General features: G+C 63.9%; 16 protein-coding genes and 1 pseudogene. 10 read left to right on the top strand and 7 right to left on the bottom strand.

Features of this window, described 5'->3' with window-relative positions:
* Positions 1-79: 79 nt before the first annotated feature.
* A complete protein-coding gene (locus tag J3E61_RS22860; protein ID WP_210085089.1) occupies positions 80-574 on the bottom strand; it encodes a hypothetical protein in 495 nt (164 codons plus the stop codon).
* Positions 575-917: 343 nt separating this feature from the next.
* On the opposite strand from J3E61_RS22860, the gene J3E61_RS22855 reads away from it, so the two are divergent.
* Both J3E61_RS22855 and J3E61_RS22850 read left to right on the top strand, forming a co-directional pair.
* Positions 918-1,328 (top strand): phage holin family protein, encoded by a 411-nt coding sequence (locus J3E61_RS22855; RefSeq protein ID WP_192720818.1) that lies wholly within the window; start codon positions 918-920, stop codon positions 1,326-1,328.
* Complete coding sequence (locus tag J3E61_RS22850; protein ID WP_210085088.1) at positions 1,315-1,614, top strand: DUF3618 domain-containing protein; 300 nt, start codon at positions 1,315-1,317, stop codon at positions 1,612-1,614. Before J3E61_RS22855 ends, J3E61_RS22850 begins: the two co-directional genes overlap by 14 nt.
* Here J3E61_RS22850 and J3E61_RS22845 read toward each other — a convergent pair.
* The 3 genes and pseudogenes from J3E61_RS22845 to J3E61_RS22835 form a co-directional block, all read right to left on the bottom strand.
* Positions 1,611-2,378, bottom strand: a complete 768-nt coding sequence (locus J3E61_RS22845) for a universal stress protein (RefSeq protein ID WP_210085087.1) — start codon at positions 2,376-2,378, stop codon at positions 1,611-1,613. The genes J3E61_RS22850 and J3E61_RS22845 overlap by 4 nt on opposite strands.
* A 70-nt stretch (positions 2,379-2,448) precedes the next feature.
* Entirely contained in the window at positions 2,449-4,134 is a 1,686-nt protein-coding gene (locus J3E61_RS22840) for a GAF domain-containing protein (protein ID WP_210085665.1), read from the bottom strand.
* Positions 4,135-4,298: 164 nt separating this feature from the next.
* A pseudogene (locus tag J3E61_RS22835) lies at positions 4,299-4,919 on the bottom strand (hypothetical protein); the annotation flags it as partial.
* A gap of 107 nt (positions 4,920-5,026) precedes the next feature.
* On the opposite strand from J3E61_RS22835, the gene J3E61_RS22830 reads away from it, so the two are divergent.
* Both J3E61_RS22830 and J3E61_RS22825 read left to right on the top strand, forming a co-directional pair.
* Positions 5,027-6,130, top strand: coding sequence for a 3-oxoacyl-ACP synthase (locus tag J3E61_RS22830; RefSeq protein ID WP_210085086.1), 1,104 nt, complete (start codon positions 5,027-5,029; stop codon positions 6,128-6,130).
* The gene (locus J3E61_RS22825; protein ID WP_210085085.1) at positions 6,114-6,995 is read left to right on the top strand and encodes a 3-oxoacyl-ACP synthase; all 882 of its coding nucleotides are present in this window, start codon (positions 6,114-6,116) and stop codon (positions 6,993-6,995) included. Before J3E61_RS22830 ends, J3E61_RS22825 begins: the two co-directional genes overlap by 17 nt.
* A gap of 6 nt (positions 6,996-7,001) precedes the next feature.
* On the opposite strand, the gene J3E61_RS22820 is transcribed toward J3E61_RS22825, so the two are convergent.
* Positions 7,002-9,047: an erythromycin esterase family protein gene (locus J3E61_RS22820; protein ID WP_210085084.1), complete on the bottom strand. Its 2,046-nt coding sequence runs from the start codon at positions 9,045-9,047 to the stop codon at positions 7,002-7,004.
* Positions 9,044-9,364 carry a DUF1876 family protein gene (locus tag J3E61_RS22815; RefSeq protein ID WP_210085083.1) on the bottom strand — a complete coding sequence of 107 codons (321 nt, stop codon included), beginning with the start codon at positions 9,362-9,364 and terminating at the stop codon, positions 9,044-9,046. The genes J3E61_RS22820 and J3E61_RS22815 overlap by 4 nt, the downstream gene beginning before the upstream one ends.
* A gap of 254 nt (positions 9,365-9,618) precedes the next feature.
* Between J3E61_RS22815 and J3E61_RS22810 the strand changes: the two genes are divergently transcribed.
* Positions 9,619-10,296, top strand: a complete 678-nt coding sequence (locus J3E61_RS22810; RefSeq protein ID WP_210085082.1) for an SRPBCC family protein — start codon at positions 9,619-9,621, stop codon at positions 10,294-10,296.
* 7 nt (positions 10,297-10,303) lie between these two features.
* On the opposite strand, the gene J3E61_RS22805 is transcribed toward J3E61_RS22810, so the two are convergent.
* Entirely contained in the window at positions 10,304-10,738 is a 435-nt protein-coding gene (locus J3E61_RS22805; protein WP_210085081.1) for a pyridoxamine 5'-phosphate oxidase family protein, read from the bottom strand.
* Between the two features lie 156 nt (positions 10,739-10,894).
* On the opposite strand from J3E61_RS22805, the gene J3E61_RS22800 reads away from it, so the two are divergent.
* Genes J3E61_RS22800 through J3E61_RS22780 form a run of 5 tightly spaced genes read left to right on the top strand, consistent with a single transcriptional unit; the run spans position 10,895 to position 15,336 of the window.
* Complete coding sequence (locus tag J3E61_RS22800; RefSeq protein WP_210085080.1) at positions 10,895-11,992, top strand: 4Fe-4S dicluster domain-containing protein; 1,098 nt, start codon at positions 10,895-10,897, stop codon at positions 11,990-11,992.
* A complete protein-coding gene (locus J3E61_RS22795; protein WP_210085079.1) occupies positions 11,985-12,842 on the top strand; it encodes an FAD/NAD(P)-binding protein in 858 nt (285 codons plus the stop codon). Before J3E61_RS22800 ends, J3E61_RS22795 begins: the two co-directional genes overlap by 8 nt.
* Entirely contained in the window at positions 12,843-13,601 is a 759-nt protein-coding gene (locus J3E61_RS22790; RefSeq protein WP_210085078.1) for an oxidoreductase, read from the top strand. It begins immediately after the preceding gene.
* Positions 13,598-14,890, top strand: a complete 1,293-nt coding sequence (locus J3E61_RS22785; RefSeq protein WP_210085077.1) for a Ni/Fe hydrogenase subunit alpha — start codon at positions 13,598-13,600, stop codon at positions 14,888-14,890. Before J3E61_RS22790 ends, J3E61_RS22785 begins: the two co-directional genes overlap by 4 nt.
* Positions 14,887-15,336, top strand: coding sequence for a hydrogenase maturation protease (locus J3E61_RS22780; protein WP_210085076.1), 450 nt, complete (start codon positions 14,887-14,889; stop codon positions 15,334-15,336). Before J3E61_RS22785 ends, J3E61_RS22780 begins: the two co-directional genes overlap by 4 nt.
* The last annotated feature ends 8 nt before the right edge of the window (positions 15,337-15,344 follow it).

Raw genomic sequence — 15,344 nt, 5'->3', positions numbered from 1 at the left:
TTCGCGCGGTGCACCACCTCTTAGCGCGGAAGAGCCCTCAACACAGGCAGATTCGAAGCCGACGGGGCTCGGCGCGCCGTCAGCTCGTCGGACCCGGCCAGATTGGCTCACCGGACACAGGCGCTCCCGGTGGCGGCGGACCGGTCACCTCTCCCTTGCCGCCACCTGCGCCGCCCATCTGTGTCAGTGGGGCGCCGACTGGAGGCGCCGCCGCCACTGGGGCGGCAGGCACCGGCACTATTGGCACCGGCGGAGCGATCGGGACCGGCGGAGCCAGCGGTACGGGCGGAGCCACCGGCACCGGCGGGGCGGCGGGCACCGGTCCTGGCAAGGCCATCGGAACACCTGCCATGTCGGCTACTGGAGCGCTAGCCGGAGCGCACGCGCCCGCGGCGCCCACGGCAGCCGGCGCCCCACCGGGGATCTCCCCTGCCGACGACTGGACGCATGCGTAGTCCTCGCCACCGGTGACCAGTGGCGCAGCCGCAACGTGCGGGCTCACCGCCATGGCGACAGCGCACAAGCCAGCGCCGGCAGCAACTACCGTGATGTTGAATCGATCAAAGACCCTCATCGACGTCGAACCCTTCATTTGCGCTCAGACATTCCGCAATTCACGCGGCACGGCCGCATGCCGTACCGAAGTCGCCAGGACGACCGCGTTAATTATCAGCAGTCACTACTGCCCCACGGGTCACGCCGCACCACACTGTTTCCAAATGGTGACGTTGGCTGGCCGTGGCGGCCCACGAGGCGCACGCCGCCGAAAAATCCCTTTGAGCTGCATCGACCTCACGCGTTGTGCCCGCTCGTCACGTGCTGCAGGCAGACGCAGCCTACGAGTTATCCAAACGTTGCGGCGGCGAAGCACACCTGTCACCGGGTTTCGGCTGCGCAGGCCGGGGCATCTATATGTCATGAGTGTCGAGTCGAAGCAGGCTACCGATCTTTCGATCGGCGAGCTGATGAGCCAGTTCTCATCGCAGGTGTCACGGCTGATCCGTGACGAGTTCAGACTTGCGGAGAAGGAGTTCCAACAGTCCGCTAAACATGCGGGCATCGGCGCCGGATTGTTCAGTGTCGCCGGACTGCTCGCATTCTTTGGTGCGGCCACCGTCATCGCGGCGGCAGTGGCTGCGCTGTCGCTGGCACTACCGGTGTGGGCGGCCGCGCTCATCGTAGCCGCGGTGTTGTTCATCGCGGCGGCGCTCGCCGCGGTCGGCGGACGAAGCCAGGCGAAGGAGGCCACTCCGGCGGCGCCGAGAACCGTGCAAACCGTGAAGGCCGATATCGCAGAGATCAAGGACGCGCGCCATGGCACTACCTGATCCCCCCCGCCCCGAACCTGGCCCAGACGCCGGGGTCGACGACATCCAGGCCGACATCGAACGCACGCGAAAAGAGTTGGGCCAGACGGTCGGAGCCCTGTCGGACAAGTTGGACGTCAAGCAGCGCGCCAAGGACAAGGCCGCCGAAACCAGGGAGCGGGTCGTCGAGACGACGCACTCCATGGGGCGAGTCGCGACCGAGCCGAAAGTGACGGCTCCGGTGATCGCCGCACTCGTGGTCGCAGCGGTTGCCGTCGGGTTGGTGGCGTGGCGGCGCCGCCGTTAGTTGCGAACCATCAACACCGAACAATCGGGATAGTCAAGGATGGGATGGCAGTTCGGAACGGCGAGCGTGCCCAACTGATCGGCCTCCGAATCGCCGACAACGGCAAGCTGAGTCACACCCGGTTCATCACAAGTGCGTCCGTAGCGCCGTCCCGTACCCGAAGCAACGACTTCGACGTGCACGTCGGGATAGCGGCGGATCCAACTGTCGACCCGTCGATCTATCTGTCGCACAGTCGCTTTGCGTAGCCGACCTTCCTGCATCGCCAAATGAACCACCGCGTCGTTGTCGGGTTCGTCGTCGAGAACGACCGAGACTACGCCGCCGTCGCGAATCAGCCCCGCTGAATCGCTGCGGATGACGGCCACCGGGCAGCGCGCATGTTCGAACAGCGCGACCGCGACGGACCCGAACAACTTTCCGCTCATCGGGTTCGGTGTCGGCTCACCGATGCAGACCATCGCGGCGTGGCAGGACTCGGCGATCAGGACTTCAGCAGGGTCCCCCACTGTCCGCCTCACCTGAAGGCAGACAGGATGTCCCGCCTCCTCGACCGCGTCCGTCGCGGTGAGCAACAGGGGGTCGGCCTCGCACGCCGTCGTTCCGGTGTGTTTGTGGTGATCTCGCACGACATGCACGAGCCTAAGCGGAACGTCACGCGTAACCGCTTCCGCAACAGCCCATCTCGCGGCGTTGAGCGATGCAGACGAGCCGTCGATACCAACGACGATCGGCTTGCGTTCTCCGGATAGACCGCCTGACATGGCTAAACGCTATCGACACCCGCACCAGTCCGGTTAGGGACTTTGGTCGTCGCCGCGGAGTTCGTATGGCCTACGCCTGCAGCGGTGCAGACCACCGCAGCGTGGTCCCGCCGCCGGGCTCGCTGTCGATCGCAAACGCGCCCCCGGCGTCGAGGGCCCGCTTCTCCAGATTGGCCAGTCCACTGCGCGTGACCGCACCCGAGATGCCGACGCCGTTGTCAACGACTTCGATCAGAAGGTCATCTGCTGCAGTGACGCTTACCGAAAGCGTGGTCGCCTTTCCGTGCCGGATGGCATTGCTGACTGCCTCGCGAACCACCGCTTCGGCCTGATCGGCCAGCGTGGGGCTGACCACCGAAAGGGGCCCGACGAACTGCGTTGTGGTGCGGACTTCCGGATTGGCGAACTGCGCGATCGCGTCATCCACGCGCTGACGCAGCCGGGTCATTCCCGAAGAGGCGCCGTGCAGATCGAAGATTGCGGTCCGGATCTCCTGGATGACTTCCTGGAGGTCGTCCACGCAGGCGTTGAGGCGATCCTTGACTTCAGGCAAACGCGCCCGCGGAATCGTTCCCTGCAGTGCGAGCCCGACCGCGAATAGGCGTTGTATCACGTGGTCGTGAAGGTCGCGTGCGATACGGTCGCGGTCCGTCAGGATGCTCAGCTCCCGCATCTGACGTTGTGTACTGGCCAGCTGCCAAGCCAGGGCGGCCTGGTCTGCGAAGGCGGCCATCATGTCGAGTTCTTCGCCGGTGAAGGGGCGGGCACCTTTCGGGCGGACCGCGACGAGAACACCGGCGACCGTATCGGTCGCGCGCAGGGGCAAGACGAGCGCGGGACCGCTGACCGTAGTCTCCCCCGCGTCCAGCTCGAATCTGTCGAAACGTCCGGGAGCGCGCTGAACGTACGCTTCGCCGACAAGGGTTCCTTCGACCGGAATCGCCCGCAGCTCGGCCGCCGACCCGTCACCGGCGACGGCGGTCACGATGAGCTCATCGACCTCATTCGTAGAAAGCTCGGGATCCTCAGGTACGGCGACGAACGTCTGCTCGGCTCCACTGAGAACCCGAGATTCGTCGGCAACCAGCCGGAACACCCTGGCCGGATCGGTGCCCGACAGCAACTCGGTGCCGATGTCCCGGGTGGCCTCGATCCACGCCTGTCGGCGCTTCGACGCCTCGTACAGTCGCGCATTGTCGATTGCGATGCCGGCCGCCGCGGCGAGGGCGTACACCAAAACCTCGTCATCCTCGCTGAACGGCTGGCCGTTCGCCTTCTCGGTGAGGTACAGGTTGCCGAACACCTCATCGCGAATCCGCACAGGCACGCCGAGGAAGGTTCGCATCGGCGGGTGGTTGGGCGGAAAGCCCACCGATGCGGCGTGGTGGGAAATGTTGTCCAGTCGAATGGGCTTGGGGTCGTCGATCAAGACGCCGAGGACGCCACGGCCTTCGGGCAGGTGACCGATCTGCTCGCGCATTTGTTCGTCGATGCCCTCGTAGATGAACTCGACGAGTTCATGTTCATGACCACGGACGCCGAGTGCGCCATAGCGGGCGTCTACCAGCTGAATGGCGGTGTGGACGATAGTGCGTAGCGTTTCGTCGAGTTCGAGCCCTGAAGTAACGACGAGCATCGCGTCGAGCAGGCCGTCGAGCCGGTCGCGGCCCTCGACGATCTGTTCGACCCGATCCTGAACCTCGACCAATAACTCGCGAAGCCGCAATTGGGACAGCGTGTCGCGGAGCGGGGGCATGTTGCTCTCAGCCCCCGGTTCGACCGGATTGGTCACCGCACCAGTGTCGCACCGGGCTAACCAGTAGGCGAAGAATTCCGCGCCAATTCGGCGATGTCGCTGATCTGCCTGACGTCGCGATACTGACGCCGTACAAATGCGTTCAGCTCGTCGCGGCTCAGCTGTTCGGCGCGGTGACGGATGCCGTGCATCATCTTGCGCTCCATCACGAAATGCGCGACGTCGAACGCCGTGTGGCCGACGGCGCCACCGCTGCCGCGCACCAGCAGCCGTGTCCATCCATCTTGTTCACGCAGGTAGAAGCCCCAGCCTCCGCTGGCCTTGAACCCGCTTTGCACCCGCTCGAAATCGTCCGGCGACATCAGCAATAGATGTGAATTCGGCTCGACCGCCGCCACCACCTGTCGCGCCACGTCGCCGTAACGCCGGGCCAGCCAGATGCTGTCACCGGTGTGGAGGTCCTGTAACTCGGCATGAACGGTGTCAGCGTTGCGAATATGGGCCCCGGCGGCTCGCTCCAACCAGGAGTAGCTGTAGAAGCCGCCGCGGCATTCACCGATCTGCGCAAGCCACGGCCACACATCGGTGACGGGCGCATCGATGGTGACGGCTCGCGTGGTGATAGCGCTATTCGGCGCGATCAGCTCGTCGCCTGGAAGCTCGGCGGCGACCTCTTCATCGGTGGCGCCCCACCGGTACATCCCCGGCCGCAACCAACGTCTGTACAGCGCGAAAACGCCGATCACTGCCATCAATCCGGCTAGACAGACTCGTTGCTTGCCCATACGCCGACGGTAGAACCGGCACACGGCGTCCTTAAGGGTCCAAGGTCCCCGCCGGTGGGGCCCAAAGCGCCCTTATGACCTTTGTGCCAACGCCGGAGCATGGGTCCATGCGTACCCAGTGGCTGGTGATGGACCCCGCGGAAGGAGGGCCGCCGACACCGTTCCGCACGCGCGTGGCCGGAGCGGGGCGACACCTGCCGGCGACCCGACTCACCACCGCCGACTTGATGGCAACCACGCGGCATCACACCCACATCGATCTCGAACGGCTGACAGGTATCCACGAGCGCCGCGTGTCCGTCGGCGACGAGGACTCCTACAGTTTGGCCACCTCCGCGGCGCTCGACTGCCTCGAAAAGGCGAACCGCAACCCTGGATCGATCGACGCGGTAATCAGCTGCAGCATAACGAAATTCCGCGGCGGCCTGACCCAGTGGCTCGAGCCGTCGATGAGCAGCTTCGTCGCCCGCGCTATCGGCGCGACACATGCGATGACGTTTGACGTGTCCAACGCATGCGCTGGAATGCTGACCGGTGTCACGGTGGCCAACAACTGGATTCGGCAGGGCACCGTCGAGCGAGTGCTCGTCGTGAGCGGTGAATACATCTCGCAACTGGGCCAGAATGCCGCCCGCCATATCCGCAACATCATGAGCAAAGAACTCGCCTCGCTCACCCTCGGCGACGCCGGCGCGGCGCTTCTCCTCGAACGGGCTGACCCGGGATCTGCCGGCATCACCATGGCCGGCTTTACCACCGTCGCTGATTACAGCCGGCTGTGCCTCGCCTATCCGAAGGGTCATGAACCTGCCGCGCGAATGTTCACCGATGCTCGAGGAATTCACAAGGCGGCGATGTCCAACACCCCGTTGCTGTTGCACGAAGTCCTTGATGCAGTGGGGATTTCGATACACGACATCGATCACGTGATCACTCACCAAACGTCGGCCCGCGCGATACGCAAAGGCATGGCGAAGATGGCCGCCTCTTTCGGCGACATGCCACGGCACGACGCGGTGATCACCGTTGACCGATATGGCAACACGGCGTCCACCACCCACACCGTGGCCCTCGTCGAAGAGCTCGAGGCCGGGCATATCAAGCCCGGCGAAACCGTGGCGCTGATCGCATTGGCATCAGGACTGGAGATTGGTGTCGTGCTACTGAACCTGGATGAGGAGTTGGTGGATCGCTATGGGCACATTGATTGATCAGGTCTGCCTCAGCCACGGCGGCTGGCGCGACCACCACAGTGCCCTGCGCATCGCCGTGAAGGCAGCCAGAAGCTGCTTGGACATGTCGGGAAGACAGCCCGACGACGTTGATCTCCTTGTCAATGCAGGTATCTATCGTGACCGCAACCTCGGAGAGCCTGCACTCGCGGCGCTGATTCAGAAGGACATTGGCGCCAACCCAGAGAATCCCCATGCACAGACGCACGGAACATTCTCGTTCGACATCTCAAACGGATCGTGTGGACCGCTCACAGCGCTACAGATCGTCGACGGATTCCTGAAGTCGCACGCTATTGACTGCGCGCTTGTCGTGGCCAGTGACGCCAACCCCGGGCGTGGAATGAGTGAGCGGTTTCCGTTCGCGCCTGCTGGAGCCGCGATGCTCTGCGGGTGGACAGACGACGACTACGGCCTGCAACGTGTTCAGTGGATCAGCAGTCTCGACGAAGGTGAAAGCTCCAACGCGACGGTGGGTCTGGTCGATGGCCGCAACGTGCTTCGTTTCGTCGAAACGGACACCGTTGACCGTCAGTTCGCGGTGGCGGCCGGCCGTGCAGTCGATGAGTGCCTGCGCGAGGCAGAGCTCGAAATCGATGACATCGACGCGATCGTCGCCGCTCCCAACCGGTTCCGATTTCGGGCCGAACTCGCGGCGCACCTCGGCGTTTCCGAGAGTCGAATCATCGTCTCCGACAACAACGTCCACACCGCATCGATGGTGGCGGCGTTCGTTCAGGCAGCCGCCAGAGCGCGCCCCGGCGACCGCATTCTCCTGATCGCCGCAGGTGCCGGAATCGTCGCAGGCGCTGCGGTGTACCGCGTCCCGCCCAGACGGGGCTAGACCAGGTCACAGGCCGGTGGGATAGGTTTCCGGGTTTTCGCCTGCGGTCCACAGGCTCGTCACCTCGAGCGGCTCCAATGCGCACGTTCGGTCGATGTGGATGATCGCGTCGAACTGCTCGCCTGGGCGGACGTGGTAGTAGTGACTTTGCCGTTCCGTGGCAGGCAGATAGATGACACCAATAGCCCGACTCAGCCGAACAACGTCGAGCGGTTCGTCCGCAGCCCGGCTGATCATCGGCGACACCAGGAACTCGGGCCTTTGCGTCTCGTGGAACAGTTCTTCCACGCTTCCGTTCAACGCTGGTCTGACGTCCTTACGTTCGGTGATTCCGCCCCATTCGCTCGCCGCGGTCACGCTCCCTGAAAAAGTGGTAAAGCCGATCAATCGAGCATCATCGCCGTAGCGTTCGCGCACCAACTGTCCGAGCGTGAGCTGGCCGTCACTGCCGACCTCGGTTGCTCGCGCATCTCCTACGTGAGAGTTGTGCGCCCAGACCACGATTCGGGCTGGTTCGTGTCTTCCTTGCCTGTCGAGATGCGCAAGCAACGCGTTCAGCGTCTGGCCCATGTGTTTGTCGCGAAGATTCCACGACGTGACTCGGCCGCTGAACATCGCGCGGTAGTACACCTCCGCGTTTCGCACGGTCTGCGCATTCTGCTGCGCGTAGAACTGCTCGTCCGGAGCAATCAGTCCGTCGCGACGGGCATACTCCAGCGCGTTGCGCTGCATCTCGACCAATTGCTCGACTGCCTGCCGCTCGCAGGACAGCCCGGCGCCGAATGCGGCTGTGAATCCGTACGCTTGACCGTCTTCGGCCGACGTGTGGTCGAAGCAGGCATACCGTTCTCGCGCTCGCGCCGCGGCTACCGGGTCGACGTTCTCGAGATACGAGACGACTTCCTGCATGGACCGATGCAGGCTGTACAAATCCAAACCGTAGAAGCCAGTTTGGCGCTCACCGCGCTCTCGTCGATGTTCGTTGTGCGCGCACAGCCAATCCACGAACTCCCGCACGACGACGTTGCGCCACATCCACGCAGGGAATCGTTCGAATCCACTCAACGCCTCGGTCGCGGATCTGTCTGCGCCGAGTCCGCGCACATATCGGTTGACTCTATAGGCGTCAGGCCAGTCCGCTTCAGCGGCGACGGCGCAGAACCCTTTCTCCTCAATGAGCCACTTCGTGATTTCCGCGCGTGCTTGGTAGAACTCGTGTGTCCCGTGCGAACTTTCGCCGATCAACACGATTCGCGCGTCGCCGATGATCTCCTCGAGGGCTTCCCGCGGCGGCACTCCACCGGGCGCGTCGACGGCTGTCCGATCGATGATCTCTGCGGCTGTCTCGGCGATTCGAACCCTCGCAGTACCCATACCGTTCGTCGGGGTACCCAGAAGCTCACGAACCTCTTCGTCACCGACCTGGCGGAAATCCCAGAACGAATCCCCCACCGCAAGGAATGGCGTGGGCATCGATGCACAGACCACATCGTCGACGATGCCGGCCAATTCCCGACAGGTTGACTCAGGCGCGGCTGGGACCGCGACCACAATCTCGGCTGGATCCTGCTCGCGTAGAGCCTGAATCGCGGCGAGCATGCTGGCTCCGGTGGCGAGGCCGTCGTCGACCAAGATGACCGTCTTCCCCGCGACGTCGACGGGTGAGCGGCCACCGCGGTAGGCAGCCTCGCGCCTGACCAGTTCGCGTCCTTCTCGTTCGGCGACATCCCGAAGTTGTTGCGGTGTAACGCGCAATGTGCGCAGGACGTCGTCGTTGACTACGACTCGGCCACCACTGGCCAGGGCTCCTACGGCGAACTCCTCGTGGCCGGGGGCGCCGAGCTTGCGGACGACGAATGCATCCAACGGGGCGGCAAGGGCTGCGGCCACTTCCCATGCGACCGGGATGCCGCCGCGCGGCAGCCCCAGCACGACGACGCCTTCGCGTCCGCGATACGCGCTCAGCAGAGTTGCAAGAACCCTGCCTGCTTCCCGACGGTTGCGAAACATCTGCCGTGGGGAGTTCCTGATCAGCCCCCGGGCGCTGGTCATTGCTCCGCCCCGATCGATAGCCCGACGCCATTCCAGCGCCGAAATGTCACAGGTTCGTCGGTGACATTCTCGATCTCATCCTCGGTCACCGCCATCACTTGTTGCGCAGCATCGAATAACGCTCGGGCGGCTGCCAGTTCATCACCGATCGCCGCGAAGTAGCGGTCTGACCGGTTCAGCTTCGCTACACCAACGCCCACGACTTCCTGGTCGCGCCAATGTAACCGTGCCGTCGCCCGCGTCTCGACGCCATGCTCGTCGATAGAAACGGTGACCGTCCACATCTTGTGGACATGCTGAGCGCGGTTGTCATTCATCGCATTTCCTGTGTTTCCGCGAGTGGATTGGGATGTGGAGAGGTGGTCCCGGACCCCTCGATCCGGGACCAAGCCATAAGAGAGGTTTTCTCATCGCGTCTCCTCGGTCCAGGTTGAGCTTCCACTCTGATCCGACTCCTTGCGGCGGCGCGCCGGTAGGGACCGAAGTCCTGCGACAAAGAGTCGTTCGTCGACGGCGGGAAGAGGGACCAGCGGCCCTATCGATACCGCCGCCACAAGCGGATCGTTGCGGCATGACGATAAGGATCATCCGCGTGGCGGCGGCTGCCGCTTTGCTCTGTGCGGCACGGCGGTACTACCGCAATTGGGGCACGACGAAGGAAGAGTGCCGCGCTGACCTGCCCGGCGACGAACTTGTCGGCCGTCCCGTCGATCAAACGACAGAAGGCGTGTGGATCAACGCGTCTGCCAGCACGGTATGGCCGTGGCTGGTGCAGATGGGCCAGGACCGCGGCGGGCTGTACAGCTACCAGACACTGGAAAACCTTGTGGGACTGCGTTATCACAACGCCGACTGCGTCCACCCGGAATGGCAGAGTGTTGCCCGCGGCGACAAGATTCGGCTGGTGCCGAAGGGCTGGATGGGCCTCCGCCAAGGATTTTCGATGTACGTCGTTGACGTGGTCGAAGGCCAGCACATTGTGCTGAGCGCGGCACCCGCGGGCCAGCCCTCAGAGGTGGTCTGGTCATTCCATCTCGTCAAACACTGGGAAGATCGATGCCGACTGCTGATCCGGACACGGGCACAGCTGCGTCATCCCGGAGAGGTGCTGTTCACAGAAGTCGCCGGACCCGCGAGGGCCCTGCTGACGAGGGGCACCCTGCTCGGTATCAAACGGCGAGCAGAAGCACAGGTGCAGGGCGAGGCAGCCGACGCCGAGGCGCGCGGCCGCCTGCACCGCGTCGTGTAGCCGACGCCTAAACGACCGTGAATTCGCGGTCGGGCTCGGAGCCAAACATGAATCGTCGGCCCGAAATCCTCAACGGACGGATTCGTACGTAATGCTGCTTGACCGTCGCCGTCCATGGCAGCAGCTGTCCTCGTTCCGCCTCGTCAATCTCCTCATCGGTGTGGAGGATGCGCGCGGTCCCCCTGACGATCACGCTCCAACCTTCAGTCACACCGTGATCGTCGGCCTCGAACAACACCTGGTTGTTGATGGCAGCGCTGACCAGCTTGGTGCCTTCGGCGGTACGGAATAACACCGTGCGGTGCTGAACTACGAAATTCACCGGAAAGATCGCCGGCTCGCCATCGACGCTCGTGACGAGCCGCCCCAATGCGACGCTCGACAGCAGTTGCCAGGATTCGGTCTCCGAGAGGATGGAGATTGGCTGCGATTCTATGGACATGGAATCGACGCTAGTGAGTTCGCGGACCCAGCAATACGGCCGGAAGTCCCTCGAATCAAGAACCATCGGACACTTGGGACGCCGTAGGGACCTTTGGCATGGGCAATGAGACCGAAGGGCCGTGCATCGTGCCCTGGAAAGGAGCACGATGGGCCGATGAGCAGTGCGGTGATCGACACCGCGGGACTACAGCAACTCGTATCCACGCTGATCGACCGTGGCTACCGGGTGATTGGTCCCACGCTGTCGGATAACGCGATCGTGCTGGGCGAGCTCACGTCGGCCGCCGAGCTCCCCGTGGGCTGGGGTGTCGACGTCGGCCCCGGTCACTATCGGCTGCTCCGCCGCGACGACGAAGCCGCATTCGGCCACTCGGCCGGTCCGCAGTCGTGGAAGGAGTTCCTGCACCCTCCGCGACAACGCTTGTGGTCCTCGGACGGCGTGGCGCAGGAGGATACCCCGCGCTATGCCTTTCTGGGTGTACGTGCCTGCGATCTCGCCGCCATCGCGGTGCTCAACGGTGTTCTCGGCAAGGGCGCTCATCCCGACGGGGGCTTCGTCGACCGGCTGGCGCGCATATTCGTGGTCGCGGTCAACTGCACCGAGCCCGGGGGCCTGTGCTTCTGTGCGTCCATGGGAACCGGGCCGGAGGTAGGCCCGGGTTATGACCTGGCCCTGACCGAGCGCATCGACGACGAGGGCCGCTGGTACGTGGTCGACGTCGGCAGCGACGCCGGTACTCAAGTGCTTGCAGCGCTGCCGCATCGCGAGGCCCGCGGTGCTGAAATTGATTCTGCTCGAGCCGATGTCGCGGAGGCGGCCCACCACATGGGCCGGCAAATGCCAGCCGGTGACCTCCGCGAGCTGTTGATCGAATCTCGTGAGTCGCCGCGTTGGGACGAGGTCGCCAGTCGGTGCCTGACATGCGGCAACTGCACCATGGCCTGCCCCACCTGCTTCTGCACCAGCGTCGAGGACGTCACCGATCTCACAGGCGAGCATGCCGAACGGTGGATGAATTGGGCCTCGTGCTTCGAGTTCGATTTCACGTTCGTACACGAAGGCAGCGTCCGACAATCGGGCCCGTCGCGTTATCGACACTGGATCACCCACAAGCTCGGCACCTGGCACGACCAGTTCGGCAGCTCCGGCTGCGTGGGATGCGGACGGTGTATTGCCTGGTGTCCCACCGGGATTGACATCACCGAGGAGATGAACGTCCTGGCCACCCTGGCGGAGCACCGCGATGACTGACACCGCGACCTGGTCCGGCACGGCCCGCACGGCGATGGCACCTGTGCCATACCGGGTCCGCAGTCGCATTGTGGAGAACCGAGATTCGTCGACACTACAGCTCGAACCGCTACGCGATCCCCTGCAGGCACCGCTGCCCGGCGAGTTCATGATGATGTACGCGTTCGGGATCGGAGAGGTCGCCATCTCCGTCAGTGGCGTTCCGTCCGACTCCGACAGCACTATCACCCACACCATCCGGTCGGTGGGCGCGGTGAGCCGCGCGCTGCACGATGCGGAACCGGGCACCGTGATCGGGATGCGCGGTCCATTCGGCACGAACTGGGGCTTACGTGAAGCTGTGGGCCGCGACCTCGTGATCGTCGCCGGCGGAGTCGGGCTGGCGCCGCTTCGGCCAGTGGTGCTCGGCGCGTTCGCCGCCCGCGACTCCTATGGCAGCGTGACGCTGATCGCAGGTGCTCGTTCGCGCGACGACTTCTTGTTCAGCGAGGAGCTGGCCGAGTGGGCGCGGGACACATCGATCGCGGTGCACATGACAGTCGACGTGCCTGTTCAGGGTTGGCCCGGGGAGGTCGGCTTCGTCACCGAACCGCTGCGCCGACTACCGCTTCGACCTGCGAACACCACCGCGCTCCTCTGCGGTCCCGAGCCGATGATGCAAAACGGAGCCATCGAGCTGCTGCGAAAGGGAATGGCCGCCAGCGATATCCGCGTCTCCCTTGAACGCAACATGCAGTGCGGGATCGGCTGGTGCGGACACTGTCAGTTGGGTCCGCTATTGCTCTGTCGAGATGGGCCGGTCGTCGGCTATGACGCCGCCGAACCCTTACTTGCGGTCAAGGAGCTGTAGATGCGCACACCGACGTTGGCCGTGTGGAAGTTCGCCTCGTGCGACGGATGTCAGCTGACCTTGCTCGACTGCGAGGACGAACTGCTTACCATCGCCGGACAGGTGCAGATCGCGACATTCCTCGAAGCGTCCAGCGCGATCGTCGGCGGACCGTACGACGTGTCACTGGTCGAGGGCTCGATCACCACCGCTGCCGACGAACGCCGAATCAAGGAAATACGTGAGCAATCCAGAACCTTGGTGACCATCGGTGCGTGCGCCACCGCTGGCGGCATCCAGGCTCTCCGCAACTTCGCCGACGTCGACGAGTTCGTGTCGGTCGTTTACGCCAAGCCCGAGTACATCGACACCTTGGCGACCTCAACGCCGGCGGCCGCACACGTGAAAGTCGATTATCAATTGCAAGGCTGTCCTATCGACCGGGGGCAATTACTCGAAACCCTGGCCGCCCTGTTGGTTGGCCGCAAACCCAGGCTACCGGCCAAGACCGTGTGTACCGAATGCAAACTGCGCGGCGTGACGTGTGTCGTTGTGGCAGAAGGCATCCCCTGCCTGGGGCCGGTCACACATGCCGGATGCGGCGCACTATGCCCCTCGTATCACCGCGGCTGCTACGGCTGCTTCGGTCCAGCCGCAACGCCCAACACCGCGGCATTGATCCCAGTGTTGCGCCGCGACGGAATAGCCGCCGAGGGGGTCGAGCGGGTGTTCTCGACGTTCAACGTCGCGAATTTCGCCGCAGAGCGGAACGACACGTGAATCCCGAAACCCGCACGATCTCGGTCGGTGCGTTGACACGCGTCGAAGGCGAAGGTGCGCTCCATGTCACGTTGAGTGGCGGCGTTGTCGAAAGCGTCGAGCTCAACATCTACGAGCCGCCACGATTCTTCGAAGCCTTCCTTCGCGGTCGGGCTCACACTGAGCCGCCGGACCTCACCGCACGGGTCTGCGGCATCTGCCCGGTGGCCTATCAGATCAGTGCGTCCAATGCGATCGAAGATGCTTGCGGCGTAACCGTTCCCGAGGAACTAGCGGCCTTGCGCAGACTGCTGTACTGCGGTGAGTGGATCCACAGCCACGCGTTGCACATCTTTCTATTGCATACACCGGATTTCCTTGGATATCCCGATGGCATCAGCCTGGCCAAGGACCGTCCGGATCTGATCGAACGTGGCCTTGCCATCAAGAAGACCGGCAACCGGTTGATGGAAAAGATCGGCGGCCGGGCAATCCATCCGATCAACGTGCGGCTCGGCGGTTTCTACTCGGTGCCCCACGAGCACGATCTCGATCCCCTCGCTGAGATGCTGCGCCGTTCGCTCGACGAAGCACTCGACGTCCTGCAGTTGGTCGCGCAGTTCGAGTTCCCGGACGCCGAATTCGATCATGAGCTGCTGTCGTTGACGGCCGGCGATCGGTATCCCATCGAGAACGGCATGATCAAGCGCAGCACCGGAAAGCCCTTCCAGGTTGCTGATTTCACCGAGCATGTCGTCGAAACCCAGGTCAAACATTCAACTGCCTTGCACGCGACCTTGGATGGTCAGCGCTACCTGACAGGTCCATTGGCCAGGTATTCACTGAACTCAGCTGCGCTGTCCCCGATCGCTCGCGAAGCTGCCACTGCCGCAGGACTGGGCGCGCAGTGCCGGAATCCGTTCCGCAGCATTCTCGTCCGCGCCGTCGAAGTCATCTACGCGATCGAGGAATCACTGCGCATCATCGCCGAATACGAGCGCCCCGCGCGGCCCTTCGTCGACGTGCCGGCCCGCGCAGGCATCGGTCACGGCGTCAGCGAGGCACCGCGAGGCCTGCTCTACCATCGGTACGAAATCGGCGACGACAACCTGATCCGGTCAGCGACGATCGTTCCGCCAACTTCGCAGAATCAGGCCGCGATCGAGCACGAGATGGCTGAACTGGTCGCAGCCAATCTGGCAGTCGACGACGCGACGCTGACGTCTTTGTGCGAGAAGGCGATCCGTAATCACGATCCCTGCATCTCGTGCTCAGCACATTTCCTGACCCTGACCGTCGATCGCAAATGAGCGGCGAAGCGCTCATCATCGGCGTTGGCAACGAATTCCGCCGTGACGACGGAGTGGGACTCGCCGTCGCAACCGCAATCTCGGAGAGAGCGCTGCCGGGTGTTCGCGTCATGATGGCGATCGGTGAACCCGGCTCGATACTGGATGCCTGGACCGGCGTGCCGTTCGCAATCGCAGTCGACGCAGCAATGTGCAACGGCGGCGCGCCAGGCACGATCCGCCGCTGGACCCCAGACGAGGATGCCGAGACTGTGATCGTGAGCTCGCACGCGCTTGGGTTTCCCCAGACCTACGCCCTGGGCAGGGCAGTCGGTCAGATCCCCGACAAGTTGGTCGTCTTCACGGTCGACGTCGACGACGTGGGCCACGGCGTCGGACTCACAGCAGCCGTCGCCAACGCCGTCCCCGTGGTGGCCGAGGCAATCGTTTCTGAACTGAGGGAGTAGCGACTAGG

Origin of the sequence: Mycobacterium sp. OAE908, assembly GCF_017872775.1 — a bacterium.
Lineage (GTDB): Bacteria > Actinomycetota > Actinomycetes > Mycobacteriales > Mycobacteriaceae > Mycobacterium.
This window is presented reverse-complemented; position numbering and strand designations above follow the sequence as displayed.